Raw genomic sequence first — 26,814 nt, forward strand, 5'->3', positions numbered from 1 at the left:
TCTTTTTGTCTGCCATACTCATCTCCTCCTCCCAGTATCTGTGATGAAACTGAAACAAAACTGACAGCTTGTACTATACCATTAACCTGATACATCTTCAAACACGAATACTCAGTATCTGGTATAATCCAGATTGCGGCAGCGATTTTGCCGGATGCTTGAGGATTGAAACAGGAGAAAGCAGGAATAACATCAATGCAAAATTCGCAATCTGATACCGGTTTACCCATCATTGAATTCTCGGATTTTTCATTCAAATACCGTGCGCAGCAGGAACCAACCCTGCAGCACATTAATCTGAAGGTCAGAAAAGGGGAGAAGATTCTTATCACAGGACCTTCCGGCTGCGGAAAATCCACCATAGTACACTGTATCAACGGCCTGATACCGGAAGCCCTGCCTGGCGAGATGTCCGGGAAGCTTTCCGTATGCGGCCTGTCTCCGGAGGATGCAGGCATTTTCGGCATGTCAAGGCATGTCGGGACGGTTCTACAGGATACGGATGGCCAGTTCATCGGACTGACAGTCGCGGAGGACCTTGCATTTTCCCTTGAGAATGACAACCAGCCGCAGGAGGAGCTGTTTCGGAAGGTGGACGAGGTAGCGCATATCGTCGGAATGGAGCATTTTTTAAAGCATGCCCCGTCCGAGCTGTCAGGCGGACAGAAGCAGCGCGTCTCGATGGGCGGTGTTCTGGTTGATGATGTGGAAATTCTTCTGTTTGATGAGCCGCTCGCGAATCTCGATCCGGCAACCGGGAAGACAACCGTTGACCTGATCGACCGCATCTGCAGAGAGCAGGATAAGACGGTGATTATCATCGAGCACCGTCTGGAGGATGTGCTTTACCGGGATGTGGACCGGATCGTGGTCATGAATGAGGGAAAAATTATCGCGGACGAGACGCCGGATGAGCTTCTTTGCAGCGATATTCTCGCAGAGACAGGCGTCCGTGAGCCACTCTATGTGACGGCGATCAAGCATGCCGGCTGCACGATCCGCCCGGAGGATCATCCCCAGCACATTGAATCAATGAATATCGAACCATACAGACAGAAGGTCCGGCGCTGGTTTGAGGAAACGAAGATTCCGAAAAAAGAAAACAGCAATCCGTATGCGTTGCAGATCGAGCATGTCTCCTATTCTTATCAGCAGGGCGAGCCGGTTCTTTCAGACATCAGCTTTCATGTCCGGAAGGGAGAGATGATGGCAGTCGTTGGCAAAAATGGAGCGGGTAAGTCCACGCTTTCCTCACTTGTCTGCGGTTTCCTTACACCTGACAAAGGCAGGATTCTCCTGAATGGAGAGGATATCGCGCCGCTCTCCATCAAGGAGAGGGGTGAGAAGATCGGAATGGTGATGCAGTCGCCAAATCAGATGATCTCAAAACCGATGATTTCAGAGGAAGTCGGACTGGGACTGACAGTGCGCGGCGTATCGCAGGAGGAGATCACAGAGCGGGTCAACCGTGTTCTGACGATCTGCGGCCTCTACCCGATGCGGAACTGGCCGGTCTCTGCGCTCAGCTTCGGGCAGAAGAAGCGCGTCTCGATCGCATCGATCCTGGTTATGGATCCGGAGATCCTGATCCTTGATGAGCCGACTGCCGGGCAGGACTTCCGCCATTATACAGAGATCATGGAGTTTTTGAAGAAGCTTAACACGGATATGGGACTGACGATTCTTATGATCACGCACGATATGCACCTGATGCTGGAGTATACGGACCGTGCTGTCGTGCTTGCGGAAGGCAGACTTCTTGCTGACGATACACCGGCAAGGATCCTCACGGACGAAGTGACGGCGGACAAAGCCTGTCTCAAGAAAACGTCCCTCTATGATCTGGCAGGCAAGTGCGGAATCCCTGAGCCGGATGAGTTTGTCAACCGGTTCATCGGATATGAGAGAATGCAGAGGGAGGCAGAAAGATGACAAAGCTGCTCAGCTACACAGACAAAGGTACATGGATCCACCGGCTGTCGGGTAGCACCAAGCTGATCTTTTTCCTGCTCTGGTGCGTGACAAGCGCGATGACGTATGATACAAGAATTCTTCTGATCATGATCGCTGTGACAGTCACCCTCTTTGCATTGTCCAAGACGGAATGGCGGCAGATCAGCGCTGTCTTTAAAATCGTCATGTTCTTCATGATTCTGAACGTTGTGGCTATTTTTATCATTTCCCCTTACCAGGGATGCTCGATCTACGGATCAAAGACAGTCCTGACATCCTTTCTGCCAGGGCACGCGGTCACGCGCGAGGAGCTGTTCTACCTGTTTAATGTTGTAATCAAGTATTTCACGGTTACACCGGCGATCTTCATCTTCCTGGTCACGACTGATCCGAGTGAGTTTGCCGCATCGATGAATACGATCGGCATTCCCTATACCGTTGCGTACTCCGTCGCAATTGCGCTGCGGTACATTCCGGATGTTCAGGGAGACTACCGGCGCATCCGCAACGCGCAGCAGGCGCGCGGAATCGAGATGAGCAAAAAGGCAAAGCTCTCTGAACGAATCAAACGAACATCGAGTATCATTTTTCCGCTGCTGTTTTCCGCGATGGAGAAGATCAACATCGTCTCCAATGCTATGGAACTGCGCGGATTTGGCAAGAAGAAAAAGAGATCCTGGTATGCATACCGGAAATTCCAGGCGGCGGACTATATCGTGCTGATCATCAGCGGCGCATTCTGCGTGTGGGCGCTGTGGTTCACCTTCCGGGACGGCAGCAGGTTCTGGAACCCATGGGGGTGAGAATGATAGGAGCTGTTATTCTCCAGCAGATGGTTTTGAGGTTAGATGTATAGGGGAAAGGCAATGCAGACAAAGGAGGAATGTCATGCATTTTATCAAGGAACGCATTGGCAAGATGCTGGAATATCTTCAGAACAGAATCTATCCGGAAAGTGCGCCGGTATCGGACTTCCGGATGATCAGAAGTTCTGAACGTTTCACAGATATTGAACACCTTGATACGTCTGCCTGGAACCCGTTTCGCAGGGGAGAGATCTGGGGCGGCGACCGGGAGTACTACTGGTTTGAAACGATCCTGACAATTCCGGAGGAATTTGATGGGAAGTGCGTCGTCTATGAGGTGAAGACCGGTGCGGAAGGGGGATGGGATGCGACAAATCCCCAGTTTTCCATCTTCGTGGACGGAAAGCGGATTCAGGGGCTGGATGTCAATCACAGAGAAATTGTCCTGACAGAGAAGGCGGAGGCGGGAAGGTCTTACCGGGTGATTCTGTCCGCATATACCGGGGATGGGAATTTCCATTTGTTTCTGGATACCGCAATGAAAGTGCTCGACCGGGCGACCGAGAAGTACTACTATGATCTGGCAGTGCCCTATGATACGGCAAGGCTTCTGGATCCGGAGGACGGCGATTACATTCGGATTATTCAGGCACTGAACGATTCTCTGAATCTCCTGGATATGCGTGAGGAGGGGTCGGAAGCCTACTATGCAAGCCTGGAGAGGGCGCAGGCGTATATAACGGAAGAATTCTATGATAAATACTGCGGAAAGGATGACGCTCCGCTTGTCTGCTGTGTCGGCCACACGCACATTGACTGCGCATGGCTCTGGACACTGAGTGTGACAAGGGATAAGGCGGTCCGGAGTTTTTCAACCGTTCTGGAATTGATGCGCCGGTATCCGGAATACATCTTTATGTCCAGTCAGCCGCAGTTGTACGAGTATGTGAAGGAAAATGCGCCGGATGTCTATGAAGGGATCAAGCAGCGCGTGAAGGAAGGACGCTGGGAAGTAGAAGGCGGCATGTGGGTTGAGGCCGACTGTAATCTGGCTTCCGGGGAGGCGCTATCCAGACAGTTTTTATATGGAAAACGGTTCTTCAGGAAGGAATTTGGAAAGGATAACCAGATTCTGTGGCTTCCGGACGTCTTCGGCTATTCCGCGGCTCTGCCGCAGATCATGAAGCTGAGCGGCATCCGCTACTTCATGACAACGAAGATCAGCTGGAACGAGACCAACAAGATGCCCTATGATACCTTCCTGTGGGAAGGTATTGATGGAACAAGGACGCTGACGCATTTTATTCCGACAAGAGACTACCATAAGGCTGCCGTTGAGAATGGAACAGAGACTGAGCACTTTACTACATATAACGGCTACCTGAACCCGAGCCAGATGAAGGGAGCATGGGCGCGGTATTCGAACAAGGATCTGAACCGGGAGGTTCTCTGCAGCTATGGCTTCGGAGACGGTGGCGGTGGACCGACCAGTGAGCAGCTGGAGAATCAAAGGCGCATGAGCCGGGGGATTCCGGGACTTCCTGTGACGAGGCATTCGACGGCGCTGGACTTCTTTAAAAAGCTGGAGGCGGATACGAAGGACAGCAAGTATCTTCCCGCCTGGGTGGGCGAGCTGTATCTGGAGTATCATCGCGGAACCTACACGACGATGGCACGAAACAAGCGCTTCAATCGGAAGGCAGAGCTTGCCTATCAGAATGAGGAGACGTACGCTGTCCTTGACAGCCTGCTGACAGGAGCAGATTCTCCTGACAGGGAGCTTCATGAAGCCTGGATCGTGATTCTGAGAAACCAGTTCCATGACATTCTCCCAGGCTCAGCGATCAAGGAGGTTTATGAGGATTCAAAGGCAGAGTATGAGAAGATATTCGCGCTGAATCAAACGCTTCAGAACAGGTCGCTGGGAGATATCGCCTCCCAGGTGAAGGCTGCCGACGGAGATGTGGTGATTTTCAACCCGAATTCGGTGTCGAAGGCTGGACTTGTGACATTCTGGATGCCGAACAACGGAATGGCTGGCGATGCAGAAGGGACAGTCTTCAGGCTCGAGGCGCAGGACGGACGTCTTTTTGCGGTTCAGAAGACGGAAGATGGCTGGCTGTCATATGTGAACCATGTTCCACAGAAGGGATATGAAGTTTTCAAAGTGATCCGGGCAGACCGGAAGGCACGGGATCAGGAAGAATATCGTGCGGATCCTGCCGGAACACATACGGATGAGCAGGTCGGAAAGTGTGTGGGCTTTTCCGGGAAGCATGCAAGCAGGCAGCCTGAAGAGAAGAGCTGTCTGTATGCAAGCTCAACCCGCATGGAGAACGATTTCTTCCGAATCGAGTTCAATGATAAGGGACAGTTTGCGCATCTCTATGACAAGCGGGCGAAGCGCGAGATTCTGAAGGATGGAAAGCCGGGGAATGTCATCGTCAGCTATGAGGACAGGCCGCATAATTTTGACGCCTGGGATATCAACAACTACTATACGGAAAAGTCATGGGAGGTCGATCAGCTGGAGAGTCTTCGGGTTGTGGAGACAGGACCGGTCAGGGCGACAGTGCGGATTGAGCGGAAGTATCTGGAATCCACAATTGTTCAGTATATCAGCATCTACCGTGACCTTGATCGGATTGATATCCGCAATGAGATTGACTGGAAGCAGCATCTGATCATGTTGAAGGATCACTTCCCTGTCGATGTCCACACATCGACTGCAACCTTCGACATCCAGTATGGAAATGTGACGCGCAGTACGACGGACAATACTTCCTGGGACTGGTCAAAGTTTGAGGTCTGCCACCACAAGTGGCTGGATGTCGGGGAAGATGGATACGGCGTCAGTTTCCTGAATGACTGCAAATTCGGTGTTTCCGTCCGCGGGACGGATGTCGGACTGACGATGCTGAAATCACCGCTGTATCCGAATCCGGATGCAGATAAGGAACATCATACCTTTACCTACTCGATCTTCCCTCATCAGGGTGACTGGAGAGAAGCAGGGACGGTGGCGCAGGCATATGAGCTGAATAACCCGATGAAAGCGGTGACCAGGGAAGCCGGGAGCGGAAGCCTTCCGAATATATTCTCCCTGTTCTCTGTCGATCAGGAGAATGTTGTCATAGAAGCCGTCAAGAAGGCGGAGGATTCGGATGCGGTCATCGTGAGAATGTATGAGTGCTGGAACCGGAGAAGTGATGTCACCCTGACAGCAGGCGCAAAGATCCAGTCGGCTTCCTTCTGCAATATTATGGAGGAAGAGGATCAGACGGCAGCAACAGATGGAAGACAGATTCATTTCCAGATTCGGCCTTATCAGATCGTCACACTCAAGATCAGATTGGGCTGAGAGGAAATGAGACTGAGACAGAAGCAGTCAGAATGGCCGGCAGGTTGGAGACGGTGGCGAATAAGGGATGATAACGACATTAAATGAAAAGGGGAGGCTGCAAAACGGCCTTCCTTTTTTGATCAGAAGAAATATTTGAGAATTCAGCAAAGTCTGCAATGGAAAGATGGACAGAACCGTACTATGCAGATGAAATGTCAAAAGGAAGCCAGGCTTACGGGAGAGGCCGCAGAGAACAGGAACCGGCATGAAGTGTCTGGCTATATTTTTCATTCAATTTTGGGTAGAACTTTCAAATACGATTGCAGAAAGCATTTGAAAAAAGCGCGATAAGGAATCTACTTTCATAAATAGACGTATAACTTGCGTAAAAAATTGTAAAAATATAAAATTAATCTATCCGAAGATGCTAATAGCTGATAATACGAGACTGAATTTGATAGCATCTCAAGAGGATGGTGTTCCCGCTGGAATGACTCCAGCGGGGCTCAAGGGGAATCAGACCCGGATTGGAGGTAGTCATGAAAGGGAAAAAAGCATTCAGTGCAGGACTCACAGCAGTATTGATGTGTAGTATGATGGCAGGATCCACAAACATGACATATGCCGCATCAACGGAAAAAGAACAGGCAGGAGACAGGGAGACAGTGAATTTCTGGTATCTCTGGGGCGGAGATGAGGCATCTTATATCGAACAGATTATCGACGCTTACAATGCCAGTCAGGATAAGTATCAGGTAGTCGGACTGAGTACGCCAGATCAGCAGAAAGTCATTACAGGTATATCCGGAGGAAATGGTCCGGATATTACGGATGACTTTGGTACAAGCATTCCCAATTACGCTGAACAGAATATAGCGATGCCGCTCGATGATTATATCGAGAAGGATGGAATCAATCCTGAGGACGTTTTTGTTGATGGAACGATGGATGAGCAGGTTTATCAGGATAAGACGTATGCTTTTCCAATCAGTGCGAATGTAGATGCACTTTACTATAACAAGGATCTTTTAAAAGCCGGAGGCTATGACGCTCCTCCAAAGACGATGGAAGAACTTCAGGAAATGTCATCCAAACTCACAACAGTGGAGGACGGTGAAGTGACTCAGCTTGGCGCTCCACTTGTTCCAAATTCTTACTGGTGGGAATGCATGACTTTTGCGGATGGAAGTACATTCGGTACGCCGGGAGCTCTTGAGATTGACAATGAGGGCTTTCGAAAGGCGCTGAGCTGGCTGGAAAGCTATGTAAAAGAGTTCGGTTCCGATGCGGTCAACAGTTTTGTCACTTCTGGACAGGCAAAGGTCAATTCCGCGCAGGATCCGTTCCTGTCCGGGAAGGAAGCTCTGCGGATCGATGGGCCATGGTTTTATAAGATGGCAGAAGATTCCGGTGTAAACTTTGGACTTGCAATGCTTCCTTCCTATGAGTCGGAGGGTGACAAGACGTATAATTATATCGCGACATCTAATTTCTATATTCCGACAACAGCTTCTAATCCTGATGGGGCATGGGATTTTCTGAAATATATCACCATGGGAGATGGGGCAAAGATGTTTGTCACCTTAAAAGGAGATTTACCGGCACTGAAATCTCTGTTAAAAGATCAGGATGTGATAAAGGCATCCGCGTCCTATGACGTTTATCTGAAAGCGCTTTCGGAGTCCAGCCTTGTGGCGATGCCGAATATTCTTGATGGTAGTGATCTGGATGTTACGCTCACGAATGCCGTTGATTCTGTAGTTCTTGGCGGAAGTGCAGATGATGCGATTCAGGAGGCTGCTGACACTGCCTCTGGGCTGGAATGATTCAACACAGGGGTCAGAAATAATCTGATAACAGGACACAGGGGGCAAATTTTATTTGCCCCCTGTGTTGTATAAGGGGTGCGTGGATGAGAAAGTTGAAGAGAAATGATGGAAAAAGAACCTGGAGTCCCCGGGAAAAACAGGCAAATCGGGATGGACTGTTATTTGCGCTTCCATGGATTCTGGGATTTCTTATATTCAGTCTGTATCCGATCATCATGTCTGCGTATTACAGCTTTACGAATTTCAGCGCGATCAAGGATCCGGTATGGGTCGGACTGAAGAATTACCGAATGCTGATGAAAGACCGACTATTCTGGAAGAGTCTGAATAATACGCTGGTCTATGTGGCAATTTCAGTTCCTGCCACCATTATCCTTTCGCTGCTTCTTGCGGCATTGCTCAAAGCTGTTAAGAGAGGAAAAGCATTTTACAGGTCTGTCTTTTTCCTTCCATCGATTTTTCCGGTTGTAGCATCAACAATGATTTGGTTGTTGGTTCTCGACCCGATCAGTGGGTATCTGAACCGTTTTCTAAGCTTGTTTGGGACACCGGCGATAAACTGGTTAGGCGATCCGACATGGACAAAGCCGGCACTGGTTATTATGACATGCTGGGGAGTTGGGACAACAGTTGTGATATTGCTTGCATCTATGGGAGATGTCCCGCCGGAATTATACGAATCGGCTTCAATGGACGGAGCCGGTGCGTGGACTAAATTCTGGCATATCACCATTCCTGGGATTGCGCATGTTCTTGTGTATCAAATCGTTCTGGCCATTATCAATGGGTTCCAGTATTTTACTCAGGTCTATATATTGTGCAGCGCACAGTCAGGAAACCTGAGTGCCGGAGTAGGAGCCGGAAAAAAGAACAGCCTGCTCATGTATCCGTTATATCTGTTTCAGAATGCTTTTGCCCGCCTGAAGATGGGAACAGCCTCTGCTATGGCATGGATTCTTTTTATCATTGTATTTGTCCTGACGCTGGTATTGATCAGAATATCGGATAAATATGTGGATGTAAAGTAAAGGAGGCAGTGCAGATGGGGGAAAGAAACGTTAAAGGAAGGTTCAGCAGGGTATTTCCGGTTGTAGTGATCACATTGCTGGCACTCATCTATTTATTTCCGATACTGATCATGATTTCAGCGTCGTTTCGCTCCAATGATCAGATATTTGACACATCGCTCGGACTTTTATCGCGCAATCCGACTCTTGATAATTTTAAAAATGTGTTTTCCGTGATGCCGTATGGAAGGTATTTCGGCAATACAATGTGGATTACGGGGATGAATGTGCTGGGAACCATCTTCTGCACGCCAATGATCTCCTATTCGCTTGCAAAAATCAGATGGAAGGGGAGAAATATCATATTCAGCATCATTATGGCCAGCCTGATGATCCCCTATACGGTCACGATGATTCCTCTTTACAAATTCTGGACGAAGCTGAATCTGGTAGGCACCTTCTGGCCATTGATCATCCCGGCCTTTTTTGGATATCCGTTTTACATCGTTATCCTGAGACAATTCATGCTGACGATACCAGACGAGCTTCTGGAAGCGGCTGAAATTGACGGTGCAGGAAGGTGGAAAATCTACCGGACGATTATTCTCCCACTGTCCCGTCCGGGCATTGCGACCATTACGATCTTTACATTCATGAGCACATTCTCTGATTTCCTGGGGCCTTTGCTATATGCAAACAACAGCGACCATTATACGTTGTCACTCGGACTCTACTCGTTTATGAATGAGCATTCTGTAGACTGGGCAGGAATGATGGCTGCGGCGACACTATTGATGATTCCGATTCTTGTTGTGTTTTTGTTCTGCCAGAAATATTTGATGGAAGGAATTTCAACTTCAGGGCTGAAAGGATAATGACATGATGGGTGATATAGCAAAAACGAAAGTCCTTTACGTTCCGCTTGATGACAGAGACTGCAACTATGAGTTCCCATACCAGCTGAGTATGATGACGGATGATATGGAGCTGCTGAGGCCAGACAGGGCATGGATGGGAGCGTTGAAAAAGCCGGCGGACATCGCAAAGCTATGGGACTGGCTTTTTGAGCATGTGAGGGAATGCGAGTACGCGATCCTTTCTGTTGACACACTGGTATACGGTAATATTGTCGGATCACGTATCCATCAGTTTTCACAGGAAACATGTATGGAGAGAATGGAAACCTTCCGAAGGCTCAAGCAGATGAATCCGGCACTCCATATCCATGCTTATAATCTGGTGGCGAGGGTTGCTGCTTATGACAGTGCCCAGGAGGATCCGGATTATTGGGAGGAATACGGATATGCGATCTGGAGATATACGTTTCTTCTTGATAAAAAGAATCAGGGGAAGACAAGGCCTGAGGAAGATCAGGAAGCAGAGATGCTGAAGGAGAAAATTCCGAAAGATATCATGCATGATTTCCTGAGGCGTCGTAGAACAGACCGCGCGGTGAATATGGAGAGCGTAAAGCTTACCAGGGAAGGGATCTTTGATATTCTTACGATACCGAAGGATGATACGTCCGAATTCGGGTACGCGGCGCTTGATCAGGCAGAAATCCTCAGGTTGGTCAGGAAATACTCGTTATTCAACAGGGTCTTTGTATACCCCGGAGCGGATGAAGCAGGAAGCACAATTTTCGCGAGAGTGTTTAACCTGAAGCATCACTACCAGCCGGCTGTATATGTCCGGTACTCATCCGTTCGCGGACCATATGTCATCCCGCGGTATGAAGACAGACCTCTTGGTGAGAGCGTGAAGTGGCAGATTATCTCTGCCGGCGGGATCGTATCGGAAGATCCTTTGGAGTCAGACTGTATGCTGGCCGTGAATGCTGCCGGGACAGAGCAGGTCGAAAGCTCAGAACAACTGCTCCGTAATGTGAATTCCCGGAATAACACGAATGCAGAGGAACTCTTGCGCTATATAGAATATTTTCATGCGCGTTACGGGAAGGCAATCGGAATTTCAGATGTGGCGACATCGAACGGCTGCGACAATGATTTCTGTGACAATGCCTGCCTGCATGGTACGTTTCAGCTGATTCAGGCATTTGGAGGCTGGAATACTGCTGAGAATACGAATGGCGTGGTGATTGCCCAGACAATGATAGCAGCCTATTACCACTGCTTCCAGAATATGGAGGAGCAGGAGGAACGTTCAGACACGTTTTTGGCGCGTGCGCTGATCTGTGACTGGCTCTGCCAGGCGAATGTTGAACCTGAATTTATGAAAGAATATGCACCATCTCACGGAATCAATCCTTTCAGGCTGGCCGGATGTCTCGGTGAAGTGACAGAATACTACAAAAAGAGCCTGGATGAGCAATTGTCTGAAAAACTTTCTCACCAGCTGAAGGGGAAAAAAATTCTGCTGAGAAGGGTACGCTTTAACTGGAACGGGGCTTTTTATTTTGCTGCAGACTGTGCGTTGGAGAAAAAGAAATGAAGAAATTGAACGTTATGGTCGTCGGTGCACATCCGGATGACTGTGAAGGGGGATGCGGGGGAACCGCGCTTAAATATGTGAAGGCAGGGAGCAGGGTGACATTTGTATCGGTAACAGACGGAAGCGCAGGTCATCAGACACTAGGCCGCCAGGAACTAGCAAAAATTCGTAAAGAGGAAGCGCAGGCTTCCGCCAATATCTCAGGCGTTACATCCATCGTCCTGAAGCACCGGGACGGGGAGCTGGAACCGAACCTTGAGGCTAGAAAAGAGATGGTGCGTCTGATCCGCAAGGTTCAACCGGATATCATCATCACGCACAGACTGAACGATTACCATCCGGATCACAGGAGCACTTCCCAGATCATCGAGGATAGCTCTTATCTGGTCATGGTACCGGCGATTTGTCCAGATACCCCAGCTCTGAATCATCAGCCGGCGATCTTCTTTGTATATGATCCATTTCGGAGGCCATATCCGTTTTCTGCGGACGTTGTCGTAAGAATCGATGATGTAATGGAAGAAAAGCTCAAGATGACCGGCTGTCACAAGTCCCAGTATGAGGCGTTTCTTCCCTGGATGGCCATCAAACAGGGTGAAATTCGAACAGATTACGATGTCAGAAATTATCCTTCAGACGCAATTACACAATGGGATCGAAAGGTAGCGGAACAATATCAGGACGCTTTGAAACAGCGATATGGGCATGAGAGCACGACTCAATATGCGGAAGCCTATGAGATGAGTGAATATGGGATGGAAATTCCAAGGGCTGATTTGGATGAATATTTCCCGCGATAGGAAAGAATGGAGGAGCGCAGATGGGTTGCAGCGAAAGAAGGCGCGATGGCGGAAATCTGTTTCTTGGGAACGGGACAAAACAGGTAATCAAAGAGGCTTTTTCTTCCATGACGCATGTGGAGAAGAGTGTAGCGCGCTTCTTTCTGAATAACACGGCAGTTGAGGATTTTTCATCCAAGAATATCGCAGCCTTACTGTATATCTCGGAATCAACGCTTTCGAGGTTTGCCAAAAAGTGCGGGTTCCGGGGATACCGGGAATTTGTCTTTTCGTATGAGAAGGATTTCCATGAGGAAATGGAATACGTGAAATCTCATAGTGCTGCCGACTTCGTCCCGTCAAATGTGCATGCGATGTATACGGATGCTACAGCGCAGGAATTCCAGGAGAGCCAGATCGAACAGTGGCATGATCTGGCCAGAATCATCCGGAGGAGCAGGGCTGTTTATATGACAGGATCCGGATGTGCAGACGCGTTGACAGAGCTTCTGGAATATCAGCTGGTTCAACGTGGTCTTCCCATAGAAATTGTACACCGCACACAGCTTCTTCAGCTTCACGCCAGGCTGGCGACAGAGGGAGAGTTATTCATCGGAATTGACATGGATGGAAAAGATATTCTGATGCGGAATACGCTGACTGTTGCTGTTGAGAATGGAGCCAGAAGTGTACTTATTTCATCGGAACCGGTGAATGAACTGAAGAATTCAGATATCGGAAACCTTTGTATATCATCTGGAAAGACGATATCAGGAGGTCATATATCATGCGTGGTTCCTTATCTGGTCATGCTGGATCTGCTTCTGATGTATTGCGAATATGAGAGGGACAGAGGATAAGATGATAAAGATCGTGCTGCTTCCAATGGATGAAAGACCTTGTAATCGTCGTTATGCCGAGGAACTTTTCAGTCATGATGATATTCGGATCGTTTGCCCCGGAAAGCTTGGAAATAAAAAAGAGCCGGCAGATATCCACGAGATTGTTTCGTTTTTAGAGCAGGAGTGCGCAGATGCAGATGGCCTGGTTTTGTCAATGGACATGTTGCTATACGGCGGCCTGGTTCCATCCCGGATCCATCATCTTTCCAGCTGTGATTTAGCGCAGCGTATGGAGGTCGTGAAGAAAATCCGGGTTCGATATCCAAGCCTGAAGATATACGCATGGCATTGTATCATGAGATGCCCGGACTATTCCTCTGATGAAGAAGAACCCGATTATTATGAGCAATATGGAGCGATGATTCATAAAATCGGAGAGGCCGTTCACAAAAGCCGGGTTGATATGTGCGATCCCGGAGAGGTAGACAGACTGCTGCGTAGGATGGATCAGGGAGCATTGGATGATTATGTATCCAGGAGGGCAATGAACAAAGCCATGAATCTTAAAGCATTGGACTTTGTTGATGCCGGCGTGATCGATGCTCTCGTTATCCCGCAGGATGATTCTGCCCCATTTGGATATGCGGCAATGGATCAAAAGGAAATCAGGGCAGCCGTTGTTGAGCGAAACCTGATGGACAAGGTCCTGATCTACCCAGGAGCTGACGAGGTTTCCCTGACACTGACGGCGAGAATGGTGAACCATCTTCGAGGAAAGAAGCCTTCTGTATATATCAGATATGCAAGCGAACAGGCTAAGATGGTCATTCCGATATATGAGGGGAACAGCCTGGAGAATACGGTAAAATCCCATGTGATTTCTGCAGGATGCAGAATCTGCGACACAATGAAAGATGCAGATTTCGTATTGATGGTTACCGCACCAGCATATAGAATCAGGGAAGCGAATGAGCAGCCGTCACTGGATCCAGGATATCTGACTGAAAGAAATCTGCCGGAGTTGCTGGATGAGACGGAGGAATGCCTCAGGAGAGGAAAACCGGTGGTGATCTGCGATAATGCATATGGCAATGGAGGAGAGTTGGCGCTGATCCGGATGTTGAATAAACTGAAGATCCTTGACAAGATTGCAGGATATGCCGGATGGAATACTTCTGCGAATACGCTTGGAACCGCACTGGCGGAGGGGGTCGACTTTGACGCTCATGGCCGCAGCCAAGCCCACATGAATTTCCTGATGGAACGATATGTTGAGGATTGCGGATATATGTCGAATGTAAGATGGAAAATTGACAGTCTGCTTGGGACGAAGAATCTGCAGGATGGAATAGACCTCAGCCCATTTTCTTATACGGAAGTGGGGGAGGAAAGAGGAGTCGTGAGTCAGTTGATTCAGAAAGAGCTTGAACATTATATTCATACAGACATGTCATCTGTCTCCGAAAGGGTTCAGATTGAGGATGTCTGGATGCCGTGGCGGCGGATGTTCGAAGCAGGGATTCGGGTGTGGTACCAGTTTAACGAATAATGAAGAATGGAAAAGATGAGTCCATGGAATATAGGGTAGGAGTCGACATTGGCGGGACAAATCTTGATATTGGCCTGGTCGATTCAGAGTATCATATTATTGATAAGCAGAGTGTCGAGACAAAAGAAGTAAAAGAGCCGGGCTCCATGGCCGAATATATTGGATCGACTGTCTGTCACATGCTGGCAAAGTGCTGCATATCGGCCGGACAGATCCGCACCATTGGTGTTGGAGTGCCCGGGACAGCAAATTTAGAAAAAGGTTCCGTCGAGTATGCAAATAATCTTGGATTCCAGGACGTTCCTTTTGTTCAGATGATTCAGAAGAACTTTCCTGGTGAGCTGCGTAGAAAGGTTCTGATTGAGAATGACGCCAATGCCGCAGCGATCGGAGAATATCTGGCGGGTGGTTATCATGTGAATCATTTTATTATGATTACAATTGGGACAGGAATTGGCGGCGGTATCATCATGAATGGAAAGCTCATCCGAGGCGTTAATGGAGCAGCGGGTGAATTTGGTCATATGTCAATTGAACTTTCTGGTGTAGCCTGTAATTGCGGCAGAAGGGGATGCTTTGAGAAATATGCCTCCGCGCCGGCATTGGCGGAACAAATGAGGGCTGCCCTCCGTGAGGAATCGGTGGATGGACGTCTGGTGATGAATCTGTGTGGTGGAATGCGAGACCGGATTGATGCCAGGATCGTCCTTGAGGCAGTGAGAAGAGGGGACCCAGCTGCGATAAAGGTATTCAACCGGTATTTATACTACCTGTCAGAGGGTATTGCGAACATTATCAATATCCTGCAACCGGATGTTCTGGTGCTGTCCGGAGGAATTATGAGATCGGGAGACCTGTTTCTGGAAAAGCTGAAGGAGATGATCCATGAGAAAATATATTCAAGGGAAAGCGCTGTTAATACATGGATCGGGCAGGCTGATGCATGTAAGGACCCAGGGGATGCCGGTATAATCGGAGCAGCCTGCATTGGCCTTCTATAAGGAGGAGTGTCGTTCGGTATGTCAGTATCTGCCGTGATCTGGACCGAGTCCCCATTCGCGGCGATGTTTCGCTGGTGCATCCCCCATGACTCTTGAGAAGGTGCAGCTATTAGAATACATGAAAGTACGGGAGGGTTTGACGATGGAGGAATTCAGGCAGAAACGGAATGATGTCCTGGCGCAGGCTGTCATCAAGGGACTTTCGTCACGCAACATGACAGGATATCATGTGCACACGAAGGAAGAGGCGCTGAAGCTGGCGCTTGGGCTGATCCCTGAGAAGAGCAAGGTGACAGGCGGCGGTTCACTCACGGTTCAGCAGATCGGGCTGGAGGAGGCGCTGGAGAAAGGAAACTATGAGTTTGTGAACCGCAGGAAGACGGCGGGGGCGGAGAAGCGCGCAGCGGAGGAGTTCGCCTACAGCGCGGATGTGTTTATCGGAAGCGTGAATGCGGTTACGGCCGATGGTGTTCTGGTCAACATCGACGGCAATGCGAATCGTGTTTCGGCCTATGCCTACGGACCGAAGAAGCTTGTTCTGATCGCGGGCATGAACAAGGTTGCGCCGGATTTTGATGCGGCGCTTAAGCGTGCCAGGAATGAGGCGGCCGTCATCAATGTCCAGCGCTTTGGCTTGAAGACACCCTGCACAAAGACGGGCACCTGTATGGACTGCAAGTCGCCTGATACGATCTGCTGCCAGTTCCTGATCACCAGGTACTCGCTGCACAAGGACAGAATTCATCTGATTCTTGTGGATGAGGAGCTGGGGTATTGATGAAATAGAAAAATCATTCATGTCTGCTTCAGAAGGGAAGGTTTTGCCACCATAGCATGAAAATATATTTCATAAACATATGAAATTAGTTGCAATGTGATTTCATGAATGCTATATATTAAGACAGGTCAGATTGAGACGAAAAACAGACATGGAGGTGGCACTGTGAGAGTTGTAATTGCAATTGATTCATTGAAGGGCAGTCTGACGTCCCTTGAAGCGGGAAATGCAGCAGCGGAAGGTGTCCGAAGGGCGAATCCGGAAGCGGAGATTGTTGTCCGGCCTCTGGCGGATGGCGGAGAAGGAACAGTAGATGCCCTTGTTCAGGGGATGGGCGGAGAATATCGGAAAGCAAGTGTGACGGGTCCACTTGGTGTTCCGGTGGACTGCACATATGGCGTGATACCGGACTCGGAAACAGCAGTCATCGAGATGGCAGGAGCATCCGGAATTACGCTGGTGAAGCCGGAAGACCGAAATCCGCTCCTGACGACAACCTATGGGCTGGGCGAGGTGATTCGGGACGCAATCCATGCAGGATGCAGGAAGTTTATCATCGGAATTGGCGGGAGCGCCACCAATGATGGCGGAGCCGGAATGCTGCAGGCATTGGGGTTTGAGCTTCTGGATTCGGCAGGGAAACAGATTCAGCGCGGGGCAATTGGGCTTAGGGATTTGGTGGAAGTCAGATCTGAGCGCGCGCTTCCTGAACTCGCAGGCTGCAGATTTCTGATTGCCTGCGACGTGACAAACCCGCTTTGCGGACCCGATGGATGCAGTGCAATCTATGGACCCCAGAAGGGCGCAGATGAGATCATGATCAGGGAGATGGATAAGTGGCTCGGTAATTATGCCGAAATCACAAAACAACACAATCCGGATGCGGATCCGACGTTCCCGGGAGCAGGTGCTGCAGGCGGACTTGGATTTGCCTTCCTTGCTTATCTGGGAGGAGAGCTGAAATCAGGCATTCAGCTGGTGCTGGATGAAACACATCTGAAAGACTATGTGAAAGATGCGGATGTGGTTGTGACAGGGGAAGGCCGCCTTGATCATCAGACCGCCATGGGGAAAGCGCCAATTGGTGTAGCAAAACTGGCGAAAATGTATGGTGCAAGGGTCGTCGCATTTGCAGGAAGTGTGACGCAGGATGCTGTGGCCTGCAATCGGGCAGGGATAGATGCGTTCTTCCCGATCGTCAGGGGTGTCTGTTCGCTAAGCGAGGCAATGAATTCTGAAAATGCGAAGAGAAACATGGCAGATACAGCTGAACAGGTGTTCAGACTGATAAATAATTGACGATTAGAAAGAATTTCATGCTATGATGAACCATAAAGGACGAAGAACTAGATTGATATCAAGAAGTCAGACGCCCGGGGGGATAAGCATGATAACAGGAAGCTGTAAGGAACGGATCAAGGCAAAGATGCCTCAGCTGACGGAGACAGAGAAGAAGATTGGTAGTTTTGTACTGGAGAATTATGAAACGGTTCTTCAGTGTAATGTCTCTGAACTTGCTACACATTCCGGTGTATCTGATGCTTCTGTTGTAAGGTTCTGCAGGAGTATTGGATATCGGGGATTTCAGGATTTCAAGATGAACCTTGCCCGGGATATTCTTCCGCCAGACAGGCAGCTCAATCCCATTCTGGGGCGTGGGGATACAACAGAGGAAATATGCAGAAAGATTTTTCTTTCCGAGGAAAACGTCCTGAATCGAACACTTCTCGGGTTGAATATTGAGGATCTCCACAGGCTCGCAATGAAAATCCGTCATGCAAGGAAAATCGTATTGTTTGGAACCGGAGGAAGCCAGGCGGTATGTAATGATGTTCAGCATAAGTTCCTGAAGGTTGGGATTGAGACAATTGCACAGTCGGATATTGATATGCAGCTTATGGAGTCGTCACTGATGAATGAACAGGATGTTGCAATCTGCATCTCTTTTTCGGGCTGCAATACAAATGTGCAGGAATGCATCAAGAATGCGAAGAGTAACGGGGCGTTTACTGCTGGGATTATCAGCCAGGGAAAATCTCCACTGAGCAAACTGGTAGACGTGGTATTTTATTCAGCTTATGAAGAAACAATATTTCAGTCGGAATCTGTGAGTACCCGAATTGCACAGTTGGCAATCTGTGACTGCCTTGTGAGTTCAGTAGCTGTTCTGGATTATGATCAGGCCTATCAGTCTATTCTCAATACAAGAGAAGCCACTTCTGTCGGAAAGTATTAAATCTTAGGAAATTCACTGATTTTTATACAGATATATACGAGACCGGTGTGACACTGGCGAAGAAGACCTTTGGAGTTCATCCAGAGGTCTTTTCTTTTTGCTTCATGAAAATATTGTACAAATAATGATGACATAAACTGTAATAATATTACAAAAATAAAATATACTATTGAAATAGTATTTCAATTATGCTATATATGTTTCAGCATTAAAAGAAATTACATTTCATATCCTATAAAGGTCAGGAGGAAATATGAAAGCAGTTATTCTACATGGACCAGATAATTACCCGAACAACTATGAAGTCATGGATATCCCAAAGTCTGTTTGCGGAGATGAAGAGATCCTGCTTCATATGAGAGCGGCAGCACTGTGTGGAACGGATAAGAGAATCTTTACAGGAGCCAAGACAAAGGGCGTACGGAAGGATTCGGTTGTCGGGCACGAAATCTGCGGTGAGATTGCGGAAGTTGGAAAAAACGTCCAGGGCTTCTCCGTCGGCGAACATGTTTCAATCGCGAATGTCATCCCTTGTGGACACTGCCCGGCCTGCCTTTCCGGGAGAGAGAATGCCTGCATGAACCGCAAGGCGATCGGATATGAGTTCAACGGTGGATTTGAGGAGTATGTATTGATTCCGAAGATCTGCATCGAGAGTGGCAATGTTGTCAAGCTTCCGGAGGATGTCAGCTTCGAGGCAGGAGCACTGATCGAACCGCTTGCATGCTGCATCCGCGGACTTCGAAATACAGGAACTGGATTCAATGACACGGTTTTGATTATCGGTGCCGGCCCGATCGGACTGATGCATCTGCAGCTGTCGCTGATTGCAGGCGCGAAGAAAGTCATTGTCAGTGAGCTGGATGCAGAGAAGCGGGAAATCGCAAAGAAGCTTGGAGCAACAAGAGTCGTGGATTCTGCGAAAGAAGATCTCGCAGCAATTGTTGCTGAGGAAACGAATGGAACAGGTGTGGACCGGATAGTCATGGCGATCGGTATCACGGGACTTGTGAACAGTGCGCTGCAGCTTGCAAAAAAAGGCGGAACGGTATGCTTGTTTGCGGGATTCCCGAAAGGAAAGACGGCGGAGATTGATCCGTCCATCATCCACTACAACGAATTGAATGTGACAGGTTCCACTGCTTATAAGAGAATCGATTATCTTCAGGCAGCAGACATGGTCAAGGCGCATAAGATCGATCTGGATGCGATTGTATCCGCCAGGTTTACGCTGGACAAATTCAAAGAAGCGCTTGATCTTCACATGTCCGGCAAAGCTTTGAAGGTTGTGATTGTCAACCAATAACAGGGAATGACAATCCGGCTATCAAATAACAAGGAATGCACCACCTAAGAACATTATTTTATAGCAACAGATAGGAGGATAAAAACATGGCAGTAACACCGTCAGCAGCACCAATGTATGCAATGGGCAAGGCAGTTCGTCTTTCACGGATGGTCAATCCGGTCAGCAACAAGATGATGGCGATCACGGTTGACCACGCAACGTCCAGAGGAATTGCCCCAATGACCGGGATCCAGGACATTCAGGGCGCCATTGACAAGATTGTGGCCGGGCATCCGGATGCAATGACGATGACATGGGGAATTCAGAAGAGATGCTGGGGACCGCATGTTGGTTCAGGAATCTCTATTCTTCATAAGATTTCCAACTATGCACCGACATCTCCTACCAATGATATGATCTTTGGCTCAGTGGATGCGGCAGTCCGTTCTGGCGCAGATGCGGTTTCTCTCGGATGCATGACACTGGGAGATTTCCAGAATGAGCAGTTTGAGCGTATCGGAGAAGTGTCTGAGTACTGCGATGAGATCGGGATGCCGTTGATCGGGCATATCTATCCGAAGGGTGAAAGTGTTCCGGTAGACAAAAGGACGGCATGGGAAAACATTGCGTACTGTGCACGCAGCGCTGCTGAACTGGGTCTTGATGTTGTCAAGACAACATATACGGGAGATCCAGACAGCATGGCGAAGGTCATATCCTGTGTTCCGTCAACTTTCCGTGTTGTGATCCAGGGCGGTGATTCGCCGAAGGGGCTTACGCAGGATCAGCTCATTGATTACTACATGCAGATGACCAGGGATGCACTGGACGCTGGCTGCGGCGGTGTCACGATGGGCCGCTGGGTCTGGGATTACAAGGATGTCACGGCGCTGGTCATCGCGCTGAGAAGACTGATCCACAAGGGGTATACACCGAAAGAGACAAGGGAACTTCTTGATACCGTTGAGCACGACAAGAATTACGCAGACTACTGGGATCTCAACAAGGGTTGAAAGCCGGAGACAGATGAGGGGTAGGTCAGACATGGCGAAGTATCTTCTGGGTATTGATGTCGGGACAACCAGCCTGAAAGTTGCTGTGATCGACGAAAATGCAAAAATTCTCGGAATTGCCAGCAGCAAGTATAAACTGCTTACACCAACATCCTGCTCGGTGCAGATTGAAACGGAGAGTATGTGGCAGGCTGTTCTGACGTGCATCAGGCTTTTGAAGGATGGAAAAGGGATCGACATGACGAAAGTCAGCGGGATCAGCATTTCATCTCTGTGCCCGGGGCTTGTTGCGATGGATGAAAATGGCAACGTTCTGGTAGATGCCATTATCTACTCCGACCGCAGGAGTACAGAAGAGGCGGACCTGATATTAGAGAAGGTTGGTAGAGAGAGGCTGTTCGAAATTACAGCGAACAGCTCCATGGCAGGAGCATTCTCGGGCTCTTCGATGCTCTGGATAAAACGCCATATGCCTGATGAGTACAGGAGGACGAAGTATTTCGGACACCTGAACACCTTTCTTGTAAACCGGATGACAGGGAAGTTTGGAATCGACTATTCGAACGCTTCCTATACGAATCTGTTTGAGACAACAGGCGGGAAGAGATGGTCGCAGGACCTATGTGAGGCAATCGGGATCGACCGCAAAAAGCTTCCGCCGCTGCATGAATCTACGGATGTGATTGGCGGTTTGATTCACCGTGACCTGATTGAGATGGGAATTCCGGAGGGAACTCCGGTGACAATGGGTGGAGCAGACACTCCATGCGCAACGCTTGCTTCGGGTGTGACAAAAGCAGGAGATGTATGTGAGTCCGTTGGTACAACAGATGTCCTGACGGTATGTGTTGACAAGCCGGTATTTGACCGGGGATTCATCAATCGCTGCCATGTTGTTCCGGGAACCTGGATCTACCAGGGAGCGATGTCGTTTGCAGGAGCTGCCAACGAGTGGTTTCTGAAACAATTCTGCTGTGACTTGATTGACGAGGCAAGAGATATCGGGAATGCCTACCATTTGATGAATGTTGAAGCTGACAAAGCCCAGCCAGGCTGCGACGGAGTTGTGTTCCTCCCTTACATGCTCGGTGAACGCAGCCCGATCTGGGATCCCTACGCCAGAGGTGTTTTCTTTGGTATTTCGCTTCAGACAACGCGTCGTGAGATGAACCGGGCGGTCCTGGAAGGCTGTGGTTATGGTCTCCGACAGTTGTCTGAAATTGCAGAGCGGATAACAGGGATGAAGATTAAACGCTTCACATCCATCGGCGGGGGTGCAAAGAGCGATACCTGGGCGCAGATCAAGGCAGATATCACGGGGAAAGAAATCCAGATCCTGGATGTAACGGATATGGCACCGGTCGGGGCAGCCCTTCTGGCTGGAGTCGGAGCGGGTGTTTTCCGAGATGTTTATGAAGCAGCAGAAAAGGTAGACCGAAGCGTCTATAAGGTTATCAAACCGGATCATTCGCACGACAGTGTCTATGAGACAAGATATCAGACATACGTCAGCCTGTATCCGGCACTGAAGGAAATCTTCCGAAAAAATTTGAACTGTTGAACGTCTGAACAGACGTCAAGCAATTACACATGCGACAACGCAAAAGGAGAACACTATGAAAGCAAAAAGACTGGTTGCAGCCCTTCTGGCAGCAGCACTTACCACGGTCAGTATGTCTGCATTCGCATCAGATGCTTCCACGGAAGCGTCGACGGAGGCTTCTACTGAGGCAGCAGGTGAAGTTACCTTCACCGAGGATCAGACTCCGAATGACGATGCGACGAAGATTACGATTGCAATTCCGGATCCGGAAGAGTCCTACATCGGAGTTGCTGCAAAGGAATTTGCGAACCGTGCGATGAAGTACTCAGATGGAACATTGAATATCACCATCTCTGGAAATGGTTCTCTGTATGGAGGAGACACGGCAGCGGGGATCAAGCAGCTTTCTGCAGGGTCCCTTCAGATGCTGATTCTTGCTTCTTCCGTATATGCAAGCTTCAAGCCGGGATTCAATGTCATTTCTGTCCCGTACATGTTCGACGACCAGGCGCAGCTTCTGGATTATTTGAACAGTGAAACGGGTGATGCGCTGATGAAGAGTGTCGATGACATCGGAATCACGACAGTCGGAAAGTGGACCAGGTCTTTCCGTGAGATCACAAACTCCAAAAAGCCGATCAACAGCCCGGATGATCTGAAAGGACTTGTTCTCAGGGTGCCGAACAACTCTCTGTATGTCGAATTCTTCAAGGCTTGCGGAGCAGTCACGACACCGATGAATTTCTCGGAGGTTTACAATGCACTTCAGCTGAACACGCTGGACGGGCAGGAGAACCCGGTTGACGTCCCGTATTCGAACAAGTTCTATGAGGTACAGAAGTACATTTCATTCACGAATCATATGGCGGATGCATGGGTTGTCGGTGTAAACTCCAAGTTCTTCGATTCTCTGACCGATGAGCAGAAGGAAGCCATTCAGAAGGCGGGAGAGGAAGTTCAGCAGTGGAATGTCAACTACATGGCAGCTCAGGACAAGGTTGCTCTGCAGACATTGATCGATAATGGAATGGAAGCAAACGACATCTCGGATGAGGCAAAAGAGCAGTTCATCGAGATTTCAAAGTCCTGCTATGACACGTTCAAGGAACTGATCGATGACGATGAGCTCTTTGATGCGACGGCGAAGTTTACTGGAAGAAGCTAAGCAAACAGGCCTTTAGGTTATCAGAAGAGTCAGGCAGAGAACGGGCTGCTGCATAATTATGCGGCAGCCCATCCTGTATCACGGATAACCTGTCAGGACGTGCGGAGGTTATTGAGAATGGAACGGAAGAAAACAAAACTTTCCGGGTTTTTCAACGTAATTGACAAGATAGAGGATTTCATCCTGGCATTGACGGTGATCGGTATGATCATTGTCATTCTGATTCAGATTGTCGGACGTGTGATTGGTCACCCGTTCCCATGGACAGAGGAGATGAGCCGCTACCTGTTCCTTTGGATGATGTTTATTGCACTGGCGGCAGGGTTTAACAGATGTGAATCAGCCCGCGTAACGCTGCTTCTGCAGATCGGACCTAAATGGCTGAAGAAAGCCAGTGAAATCCTGTATTTCGTGGCAGTTGAGGCATTCTTCGTCTTTATGGTCATATATGGGGCACAGGTTGTCCAGCAGCAGATCATGATGCACGAGATGGGAACCGCGCTTCGAATTCCGATGTCCCTGATCGGGATATGCCAGCCGATTGGAGGAGTCCTTGGATTGATCGGAACCCTTCAAAATTTCATGGAGTACCATGGAAAGGTGGCAATCCTGGACAAGGAAGCGGAGAAAAAGAAGGCGCTTGAGAACAGCTAAGAGGGTACGAGTATGAGTGCAGCAATTATCCTGTTATTTCTGATTCTGATGTTTCTGGGAGTGCCGATTGCAACCTCGCTGGGACTGGCTTCTGTCATTGTCATGGCGACGAAATCGACGCTTCCGCTGAATATGGCAGCTCAGTCGATGTTTACTGCCATGAACTCTTTTATCATGGTTGCAGTCCCGCTGTTTATTCTCTGCGGATCTCTGATGGATGAAGGCGGAATTGCAGACCGGATCTACGACCTTGCAGAGGCGCTGGTAGGCTGGATCTACGGCGGGCTGGGGCATGTCTCGGTTGTGGTGAACATGCTGTTTGCGGGAATGAGCGGTTCTTCCGTTGCGGCAATTGCTTCGATCGGAAAGATGAGCATTAACGCGCTGGAAAAAAAGGGCTATCCGAAGGATTACGCAACAGCGATCAACCTTTCCGGCTCCATGCTTGCTTCGGTCATCCCGCCATCCATTCTGATGATCAATGCGGCGGCGACTGGAAATGTATCCATCGGGCAGGCACTGCTTGCAGGACTGATTCCCGGCATCATCATCGGCATCATTTTCATGGTGTACAACTACTTCTATTGCAGGCGCCATGGGATCGGCGACCGGGTCAAGTTCAGCGGAAAGAAGCTCGGTAAGGCATTCGTCAGAGCAATACCGGCGCTTCTCACACCGATCATCCTGCTCGGCGGCGTTTATACCGGAGTCTACACGCCAACCGAAGGTGCTGCAATTGCAGTTGTCTATACGATGATTGTGTCTGTCTATGTTTTCAAGACCCTGAAGTGGACAGATATGCCGCGCATCATCATCAAGAATGCACGGTCTACAGGAACGATCCTGTTTGTTGCCATTGCGGCAAAGCCGGCATCGGTATTGTTCGAAATTGACGGACTGCCGTCCAGAGTTGCACAGGGAATCGCCGGAATCTCTGATAATCGTATCGTCATTCTGTTTGTCCTGTATGCATTCCTGATTGTTGTCGGAATGTTTATGGATGCAACAGCTGCTATTTTTATCCTGGTGCCAATTCTTCTTCCGGCCTGCCAGGCTGTAGGAGTGTCACCGCTGTTCTTTACCGTATTTCTGGTCATTACACTGTCCTTTGGTCTGATTACACCTCCGGTTGGGGTATGCCTGTATGCGGCTGAGAATGTAACAGGGCTGCCGCTGGAAAGAATTATCAAGGCATCGATTCCGTGGATATTGCTGATTGCAGTTTCACTGTGCATCTTTATTCTTTTCCCGCAGATCATAGAGGCACCAGTGGCGCTTGTATTTGGAACCTGACCGGTGTCACAATGATCTGAGGCAGGCAGTGATAGAGCGAGTGTAATGAATGTAGGAGGATAACACAGATGAAAATCGTTGTTCTTGATGGCTATACGGAGAATCCGGGAGATCTGTCCTGGGGAGAACTGGAAAAGCTGGGGGAATTGAAGGTGTATGACAGGGTTTCCTATGAGGAATCCCCGGTTATCTCTGAGAAGATTGGCGATGCAGACATAGTCATCACCAACAAGACTCCGGTTTCAAAGGAGTCGATCGACAGATGTCCGAATCTGAAGGCAATTGCCCTTCTTGCTACAGGGTACAATGTTGTGGACTACAACTACGCACGAGAGAAGGGAATTCCAGTCATGAATGTTCCGACCTACGGAACGCAGATTGTCGGGCAGTACGCGGTCGGTCTCCTTCTGGAAATCTGCTCTCATTACTGGGCGCACAGCGAGAAGGTCCATGACGGAGAGTGGGAGCGCAATGCAGACTGGTGTTTCTGGGATTACCCGATGATCGAGCTGTACGGGAAGACTGCAGGTGTCATCGGTCTCGGAAGGATCGGGCAGCAGACAGCCAGGATTCTGGGAGCAATGGGCATGAAAGTCCTCGCAAACGATAAGTTTGAGAGTGATGCTGGAAAGGCTGTCGCTGAATATACAGATCGCGAGACACTGTTCAGAGAATCCGATGTCATCTTCCTGCATTGCCCGCTGTTCCCGGATACAGAGGGACTGATCAATAAAGATACCATCGCAAAGATGAAGGATGGCGTGATCCTCATCAATAACAGCCGCGGCCAGCTTATTGTGGAGCAGGATCTGGCTGATGCGCTCAATAGCGGGAAAGTATATGCGGCTGGACTGGATGTTGTCTCAACAGAACCTATCAGGGAAGACAATCCGCTTCTGAAGGCAAAGAACTGTGTCATCACACCGCACATCTCATGGGCGGCAAAGGCTGCTAGACAGCGAATCATGGATACGACAGTCGAAAATGTAAGATCGTTCCTGAATGGGAATCCCACGAACGTAGTGAACAAGCTGTGAGGATAACCTGAAAGAAGCATAAGGCCGCGGATACAGAAAGCGGCCTTTTTGATGCATGGAAAAGAATGATGATTCACATCCCCGGGACAGGTGTCATCGGGAGAGGAGGAAAATAAAAGTGAAGAAGTATGTTTACATGTTCTCAGAAGGAAACGCAGGGATGCGGAATCTTCTCGGAGGCAAAGGAGCCGGGCTTGCGGAGATGACAGGGCTCGGACTGCCGGTGCCGCAGGGCTTCACGATTACG

22 protein-coding genes are annotated in these 26,814 nt (G+C 49.1%); all 22 read left to right on the plus strand.

Features of this window, described 5'->3' with window-relative positions; all coding sequences use genetic code 11:
- Positions 1-195 precede the first annotated feature (195 nt).
- Positions 196-1,932, plus strand: a complete 1,737-nt coding sequence (locus FYJ35_RS12765) for an ABC transporter ATP-binding protein (protein ID WP_154527142.1) — start codon at positions 196-198, stop codon at positions 1,930-1,932.
- A complete protein-coding gene (locus FYJ35_RS12770) occupies positions 1,929-2,756 on the plus strand; it encodes an energy-coupling factor transporter transmembrane component T family protein (RefSeq protein WP_154527144.1) in 828 nt (275 codons plus the stop codon). Before FYJ35_RS12765 ends, FYJ35_RS12770 begins: the two co-directional genes overlap by 4 nt.
- A gap of 85 nt (positions 2,757-2,841) precedes the next feature.
- Entirely contained in the window at positions 2,842-6,120 is a 3,279-nt protein-coding gene (locus FYJ35_RS14780; protein WP_154527146.1) for an alpha-mannosidase, read from the plus strand.
- Positions 6,121-6,641: 521 nt separating this feature from the next.
- Positions 6,642-7,928, plus strand: coding sequence for an ABC transporter substrate-binding protein (locus FYJ35_RS12780; RefSeq protein WP_154527148.1), 1,287 nt, complete (start codon positions 6,642-6,644; stop codon positions 7,926-7,928).
- A gap of 293 nt (positions 7,929-8,221) precedes the next feature.
- Entirely contained in the window at positions 8,222-8,959 is a 738-nt protein-coding gene (locus FYJ35_RS12785; protein WP_235906571.1) for a carbohydrate ABC transporter permease, read from the plus strand.
- Between the two features lie 14 nt (positions 8,960-8,973).
- Positions 8,974-9,813 (plus strand): carbohydrate ABC transporter permease, encoded by an 840-nt coding sequence (locus FYJ35_RS12790; RefSeq protein WP_154527152.1) that lies wholly within the window; start codon positions 8,974-8,976, stop codon positions 9,811-9,813.
- A 4-nt stretch (positions 9,814-9,817) separates the two neighbouring features.
- Positions 9,818-11,389, plus strand: coding sequence for a DUF4127 family protein (locus FYJ35_RS12795; RefSeq protein WP_154527154.1), 1,572 nt, complete (start codon positions 9,818-9,820; stop codon positions 11,387-11,389).
- Positions 11,386-12,189 carry a PIG-L deacetylase family protein gene (locus tag FYJ35_RS12800; RefSeq protein ID WP_154527156.1) on the plus strand — a complete coding sequence of 268 codons (804 nt, stop codon included), beginning with the start codon at positions 11,386-11,388 and terminating at the stop codon, positions 12,187-12,189. Before FYJ35_RS12795 ends, FYJ35_RS12800 begins: the two co-directional genes overlap by 4 nt.
- Before the next feature lie 20 nt (positions 12,190-12,209).
- Complete coding sequence (locus FYJ35_RS12805) at positions 12,210-13,028, plus strand: MurR/RpiR family transcriptional regulator (RefSeq protein WP_154527158.1); 819 nt, start codon at positions 12,210-12,212, stop codon at positions 13,026-13,028.
- A gap of 1 nt (position 13,029) precedes the next feature.
- Positions 13,030-14,559, plus strand: coding sequence for a DUF4127 family protein (locus FYJ35_RS12810; RefSeq protein WP_154527160.1), 1,530 nt, complete (start codon positions 13,030-13,032; stop codon positions 14,557-14,559).
- A 23-nt stretch (positions 14,560-14,582) separates the two neighbouring features.
- Entirely contained in the window at positions 14,583-15,560 is a 978-nt protein-coding gene (locus FYJ35_RS12815; RefSeq protein WP_205839838.1) for an ROK family protein, read from the plus strand.
- Between the two features lie 142 nt (positions 15,561-15,702).
- Positions 15,703-16,338 (plus strand): lactate utilization protein, encoded by a 636-nt coding sequence (locus tag FYJ35_RS12820; protein ID WP_154527164.1) that lies wholly within the window; start codon positions 15,703-15,705, stop codon positions 16,336-16,338.
- A 165-nt stretch (positions 16,339-16,503) separates the two neighbouring features.
- Positions 16,504-17,637: a glycerate kinase family protein gene (locus FYJ35_RS12825; protein WP_328597089.1), complete on the plus strand. Its 1,134-nt coding sequence runs from the start codon at positions 16,504-16,506 to the stop codon at positions 17,635-17,637.
- An 88-nt stretch (positions 17,638-17,725) separates the two neighbouring features.
- Positions 17,726-18,574, plus strand: coding sequence for a MurR/RpiR family transcriptional regulator (locus FYJ35_RS12830; protein WP_154527168.1), 849 nt, complete (start codon positions 17,726-17,728; stop codon positions 18,572-18,574).
- Between the two features lie 253 nt (positions 18,575-18,827).
- Complete coding sequence (locus FYJ35_RS12835; RefSeq protein WP_154527170.1) at positions 18,828-19,880, plus strand: zinc-binding dehydrogenase; 1,053 nt, start codon at positions 18,828-18,830, stop codon at positions 19,878-19,880.
- A 113-nt stretch (positions 19,881-19,993) separates the two neighbouring features.
- Complete coding sequence (locus tag FYJ35_RS12840; RefSeq protein WP_154527190.1) at positions 19,994-20,875, plus strand: class I fructose-bisphosphate aldolase; 882 nt, start codon at positions 19,994-19,996, stop codon at positions 20,873-20,875.
- 31 nt (positions 20,876-20,906) lie between these two features.
- On the plus strand, positions 20,907-22,436 hold the full coding sequence (locus FYJ35_RS12845) for a xylulokinase (protein WP_154527172.1): 1,530 nt from the start codon (positions 20,907-20,909) through the stop codon (positions 22,434-22,436).
- Between the two features lie 55 nt (positions 22,437-22,491).
- Entirely contained in the window at positions 22,492-23,583 is a 1,092-nt protein-coding gene (locus FYJ35_RS12850) for a DctP family TRAP transporter solute-binding subunit (protein ID WP_154527174.1), read from the plus strand.
- A 117-nt stretch (positions 23,584-23,700) separates the two neighbouring features.
- The gene (locus FYJ35_RS12855; protein ID WP_154527176.1) at positions 23,701-24,237 is read left to right on the plus strand and encodes a TRAP transporter small permease; all 537 of its coding nucleotides are present in this window, start codon (positions 23,701-23,703) and stop codon (positions 24,235-24,237) included.
- Between the two features lie 12 nt (positions 24,238-24,249).
- Positions 24,250-25,530, plus strand: coding sequence for a TRAP transporter large permease (locus tag FYJ35_RS12860; RefSeq protein ID WP_154527178.1), 1,281 nt, complete (start codon positions 24,250-24,252; stop codon positions 25,528-25,530).
- Between the two features lie 68 nt (positions 25,531-25,598).
- Entirely contained in the window at positions 25,599-26,567 is a 969-nt protein-coding gene (locus FYJ35_RS12865; RefSeq protein ID WP_154527180.1) for a D-2-hydroxyacid dehydrogenase, read from the plus strand.
- Between the two features lie 118 nt (positions 26,568-26,685).
- Positions 26,686-26,814, plus strand: a 129-nt coding sequence (locus FYJ35_RS15270) for a PEP/pyruvate-binding domain-containing protein (protein WP_408634797.1), incomplete at its 3' end; no start/stop codon positions are given.

This window comes from Porcincola intestinalis, assembly GCF_009696445.1.
Classification (GTDB): domain Bacteria; phylum Bacillota; class Clostridia; order Lachnospirales; family Lachnospiraceae; genus Porcincola; species Porcincola intestinalis.

Bases quoted from the DNA above. Each gene is read 5' to 3' on its own strand.
- FYJ35_RS12765 (WP_154527142.1), top strand. From the start codon at position 196: ATGCAAAATTCGCAATCTGATACCGGTTTACCCATCATTGAATTCTCG.
- FYJ35_RS12770 (WP_154527144.1), top strand. From the start codon at position 1,929: ATGACAAAGCTGCTCAGCTACACAGACAAAGGTACATGGATCCACCGG.
- FYJ35_RS14780 (WP_154527146.1), top strand. From the start codon at position 2,842: ATGCATTTTATCAAGGAACGCATTGGCAAGATGCTGGAATATCTTCAG.
- FYJ35_RS12780 (WP_154527148.1), top strand. From the start codon at position 6,642: ATGAAAGGGAAAAAAGCATTCAGTGCAGGACTCACAGCAGTATTGATG.
- FYJ35_RS12785 (WP_235906571.1), top strand. From the start codon at position 8,222: ATGCTGATGAAAGACCGACTATTCTGGAAGAGTCTGAATAATACGCTG.
- FYJ35_RS12790 (WP_154527152.1), top strand. From the start codon at position 8,974: ATGGGGGAAAGAAACGTTAAAGGAAGGTTCAGCAGGGTATTTCCGGTT.
- FYJ35_RS12795 (WP_154527154.1), top strand. From the start codon at position 9,818: ATGATGGGTGATATAGCAAAAACGAAAGTCCTTTACGTTCCGCTTGAT.
- FYJ35_RS12800 (WP_154527156.1), top strand. From the start codon at position 11,386: ATGAAGAAATTGAACGTTATGGTCGTCGGTGCACATCCGGATGACTGT.
- FYJ35_RS12805 (WP_154527158.1), top strand. From the start codon at position 12,210: ATGGGTTGCAGCGAAAGAAGGCGCGATGGCGGAAATCTGTTTCTTGGG.
- FYJ35_RS12810 (WP_154527160.1), top strand. From the start codon at position 13,030: ATGATAAAGATCGTGCTGCTTCCAATGGATGAAAGACCTTGTAATCGT.
- FYJ35_RS12815 (WP_205839838.1), top strand. From the start codon at position 14,583: ATGGAATATAGGGTAGGAGTCGACATTGGCGGGACAAATCTTGATATT.
- FYJ35_RS12820 (WP_154527164.1), top strand. From the start codon at position 15,703: ATGGAGGAATTCAGGCAGAAACGGAATGATGTCCTGGCGCAGGCTGTC.
- FYJ35_RS12830 (WP_154527168.1), top strand. From the start codon at position 17,726: ATGATAACAGGAAGCTGTAAGGAACGGATCAAGGCAAAGATGCCTCAG.
- FYJ35_RS12835 (WP_154527170.1), top strand. From the start codon at position 18,828: ATGAAAGCAGTTATTCTACATGGACCAGATAATTACCCGAACAACTAT.
- FYJ35_RS12840 (WP_154527190.1), top strand. From the start codon at position 19,994: ATGTATGCAATGGGCAAGGCAGTTCGTCTTTCACGGATGGTCAATCCG.
- FYJ35_RS12845 (WP_154527172.1), top strand. From the start codon at position 20,907: ATGGCGAAGTATCTTCTGGGTATTGATGTCGGGACAACCAGCCTGAAA.
- FYJ35_RS12850 (WP_154527174.1), top strand. From the start codon at position 22,492: ATGAAAGCAAAAAGACTGGTTGCAGCCCTTCTGGCAGCAGCACTTACC.
- FYJ35_RS12855 (WP_154527176.1), top strand. From the start codon at position 23,701: ATGGAACGGAAGAAAACAAAACTTTCCGGGTTTTTCAACGTAATTGAC.
- FYJ35_RS12860 (WP_154527178.1), top strand. From the start codon at position 24,250: ATGAGTGCAGCAATTATCCTGTTATTTCTGATTCTGATGTTTCTGGGA.
- FYJ35_RS12865 (WP_154527180.1), top strand. From the start codon at position 25,599: ATGAAAATCGTTGTTCTTGATGGCTATACGGAGAATCCGGGAGATCTG.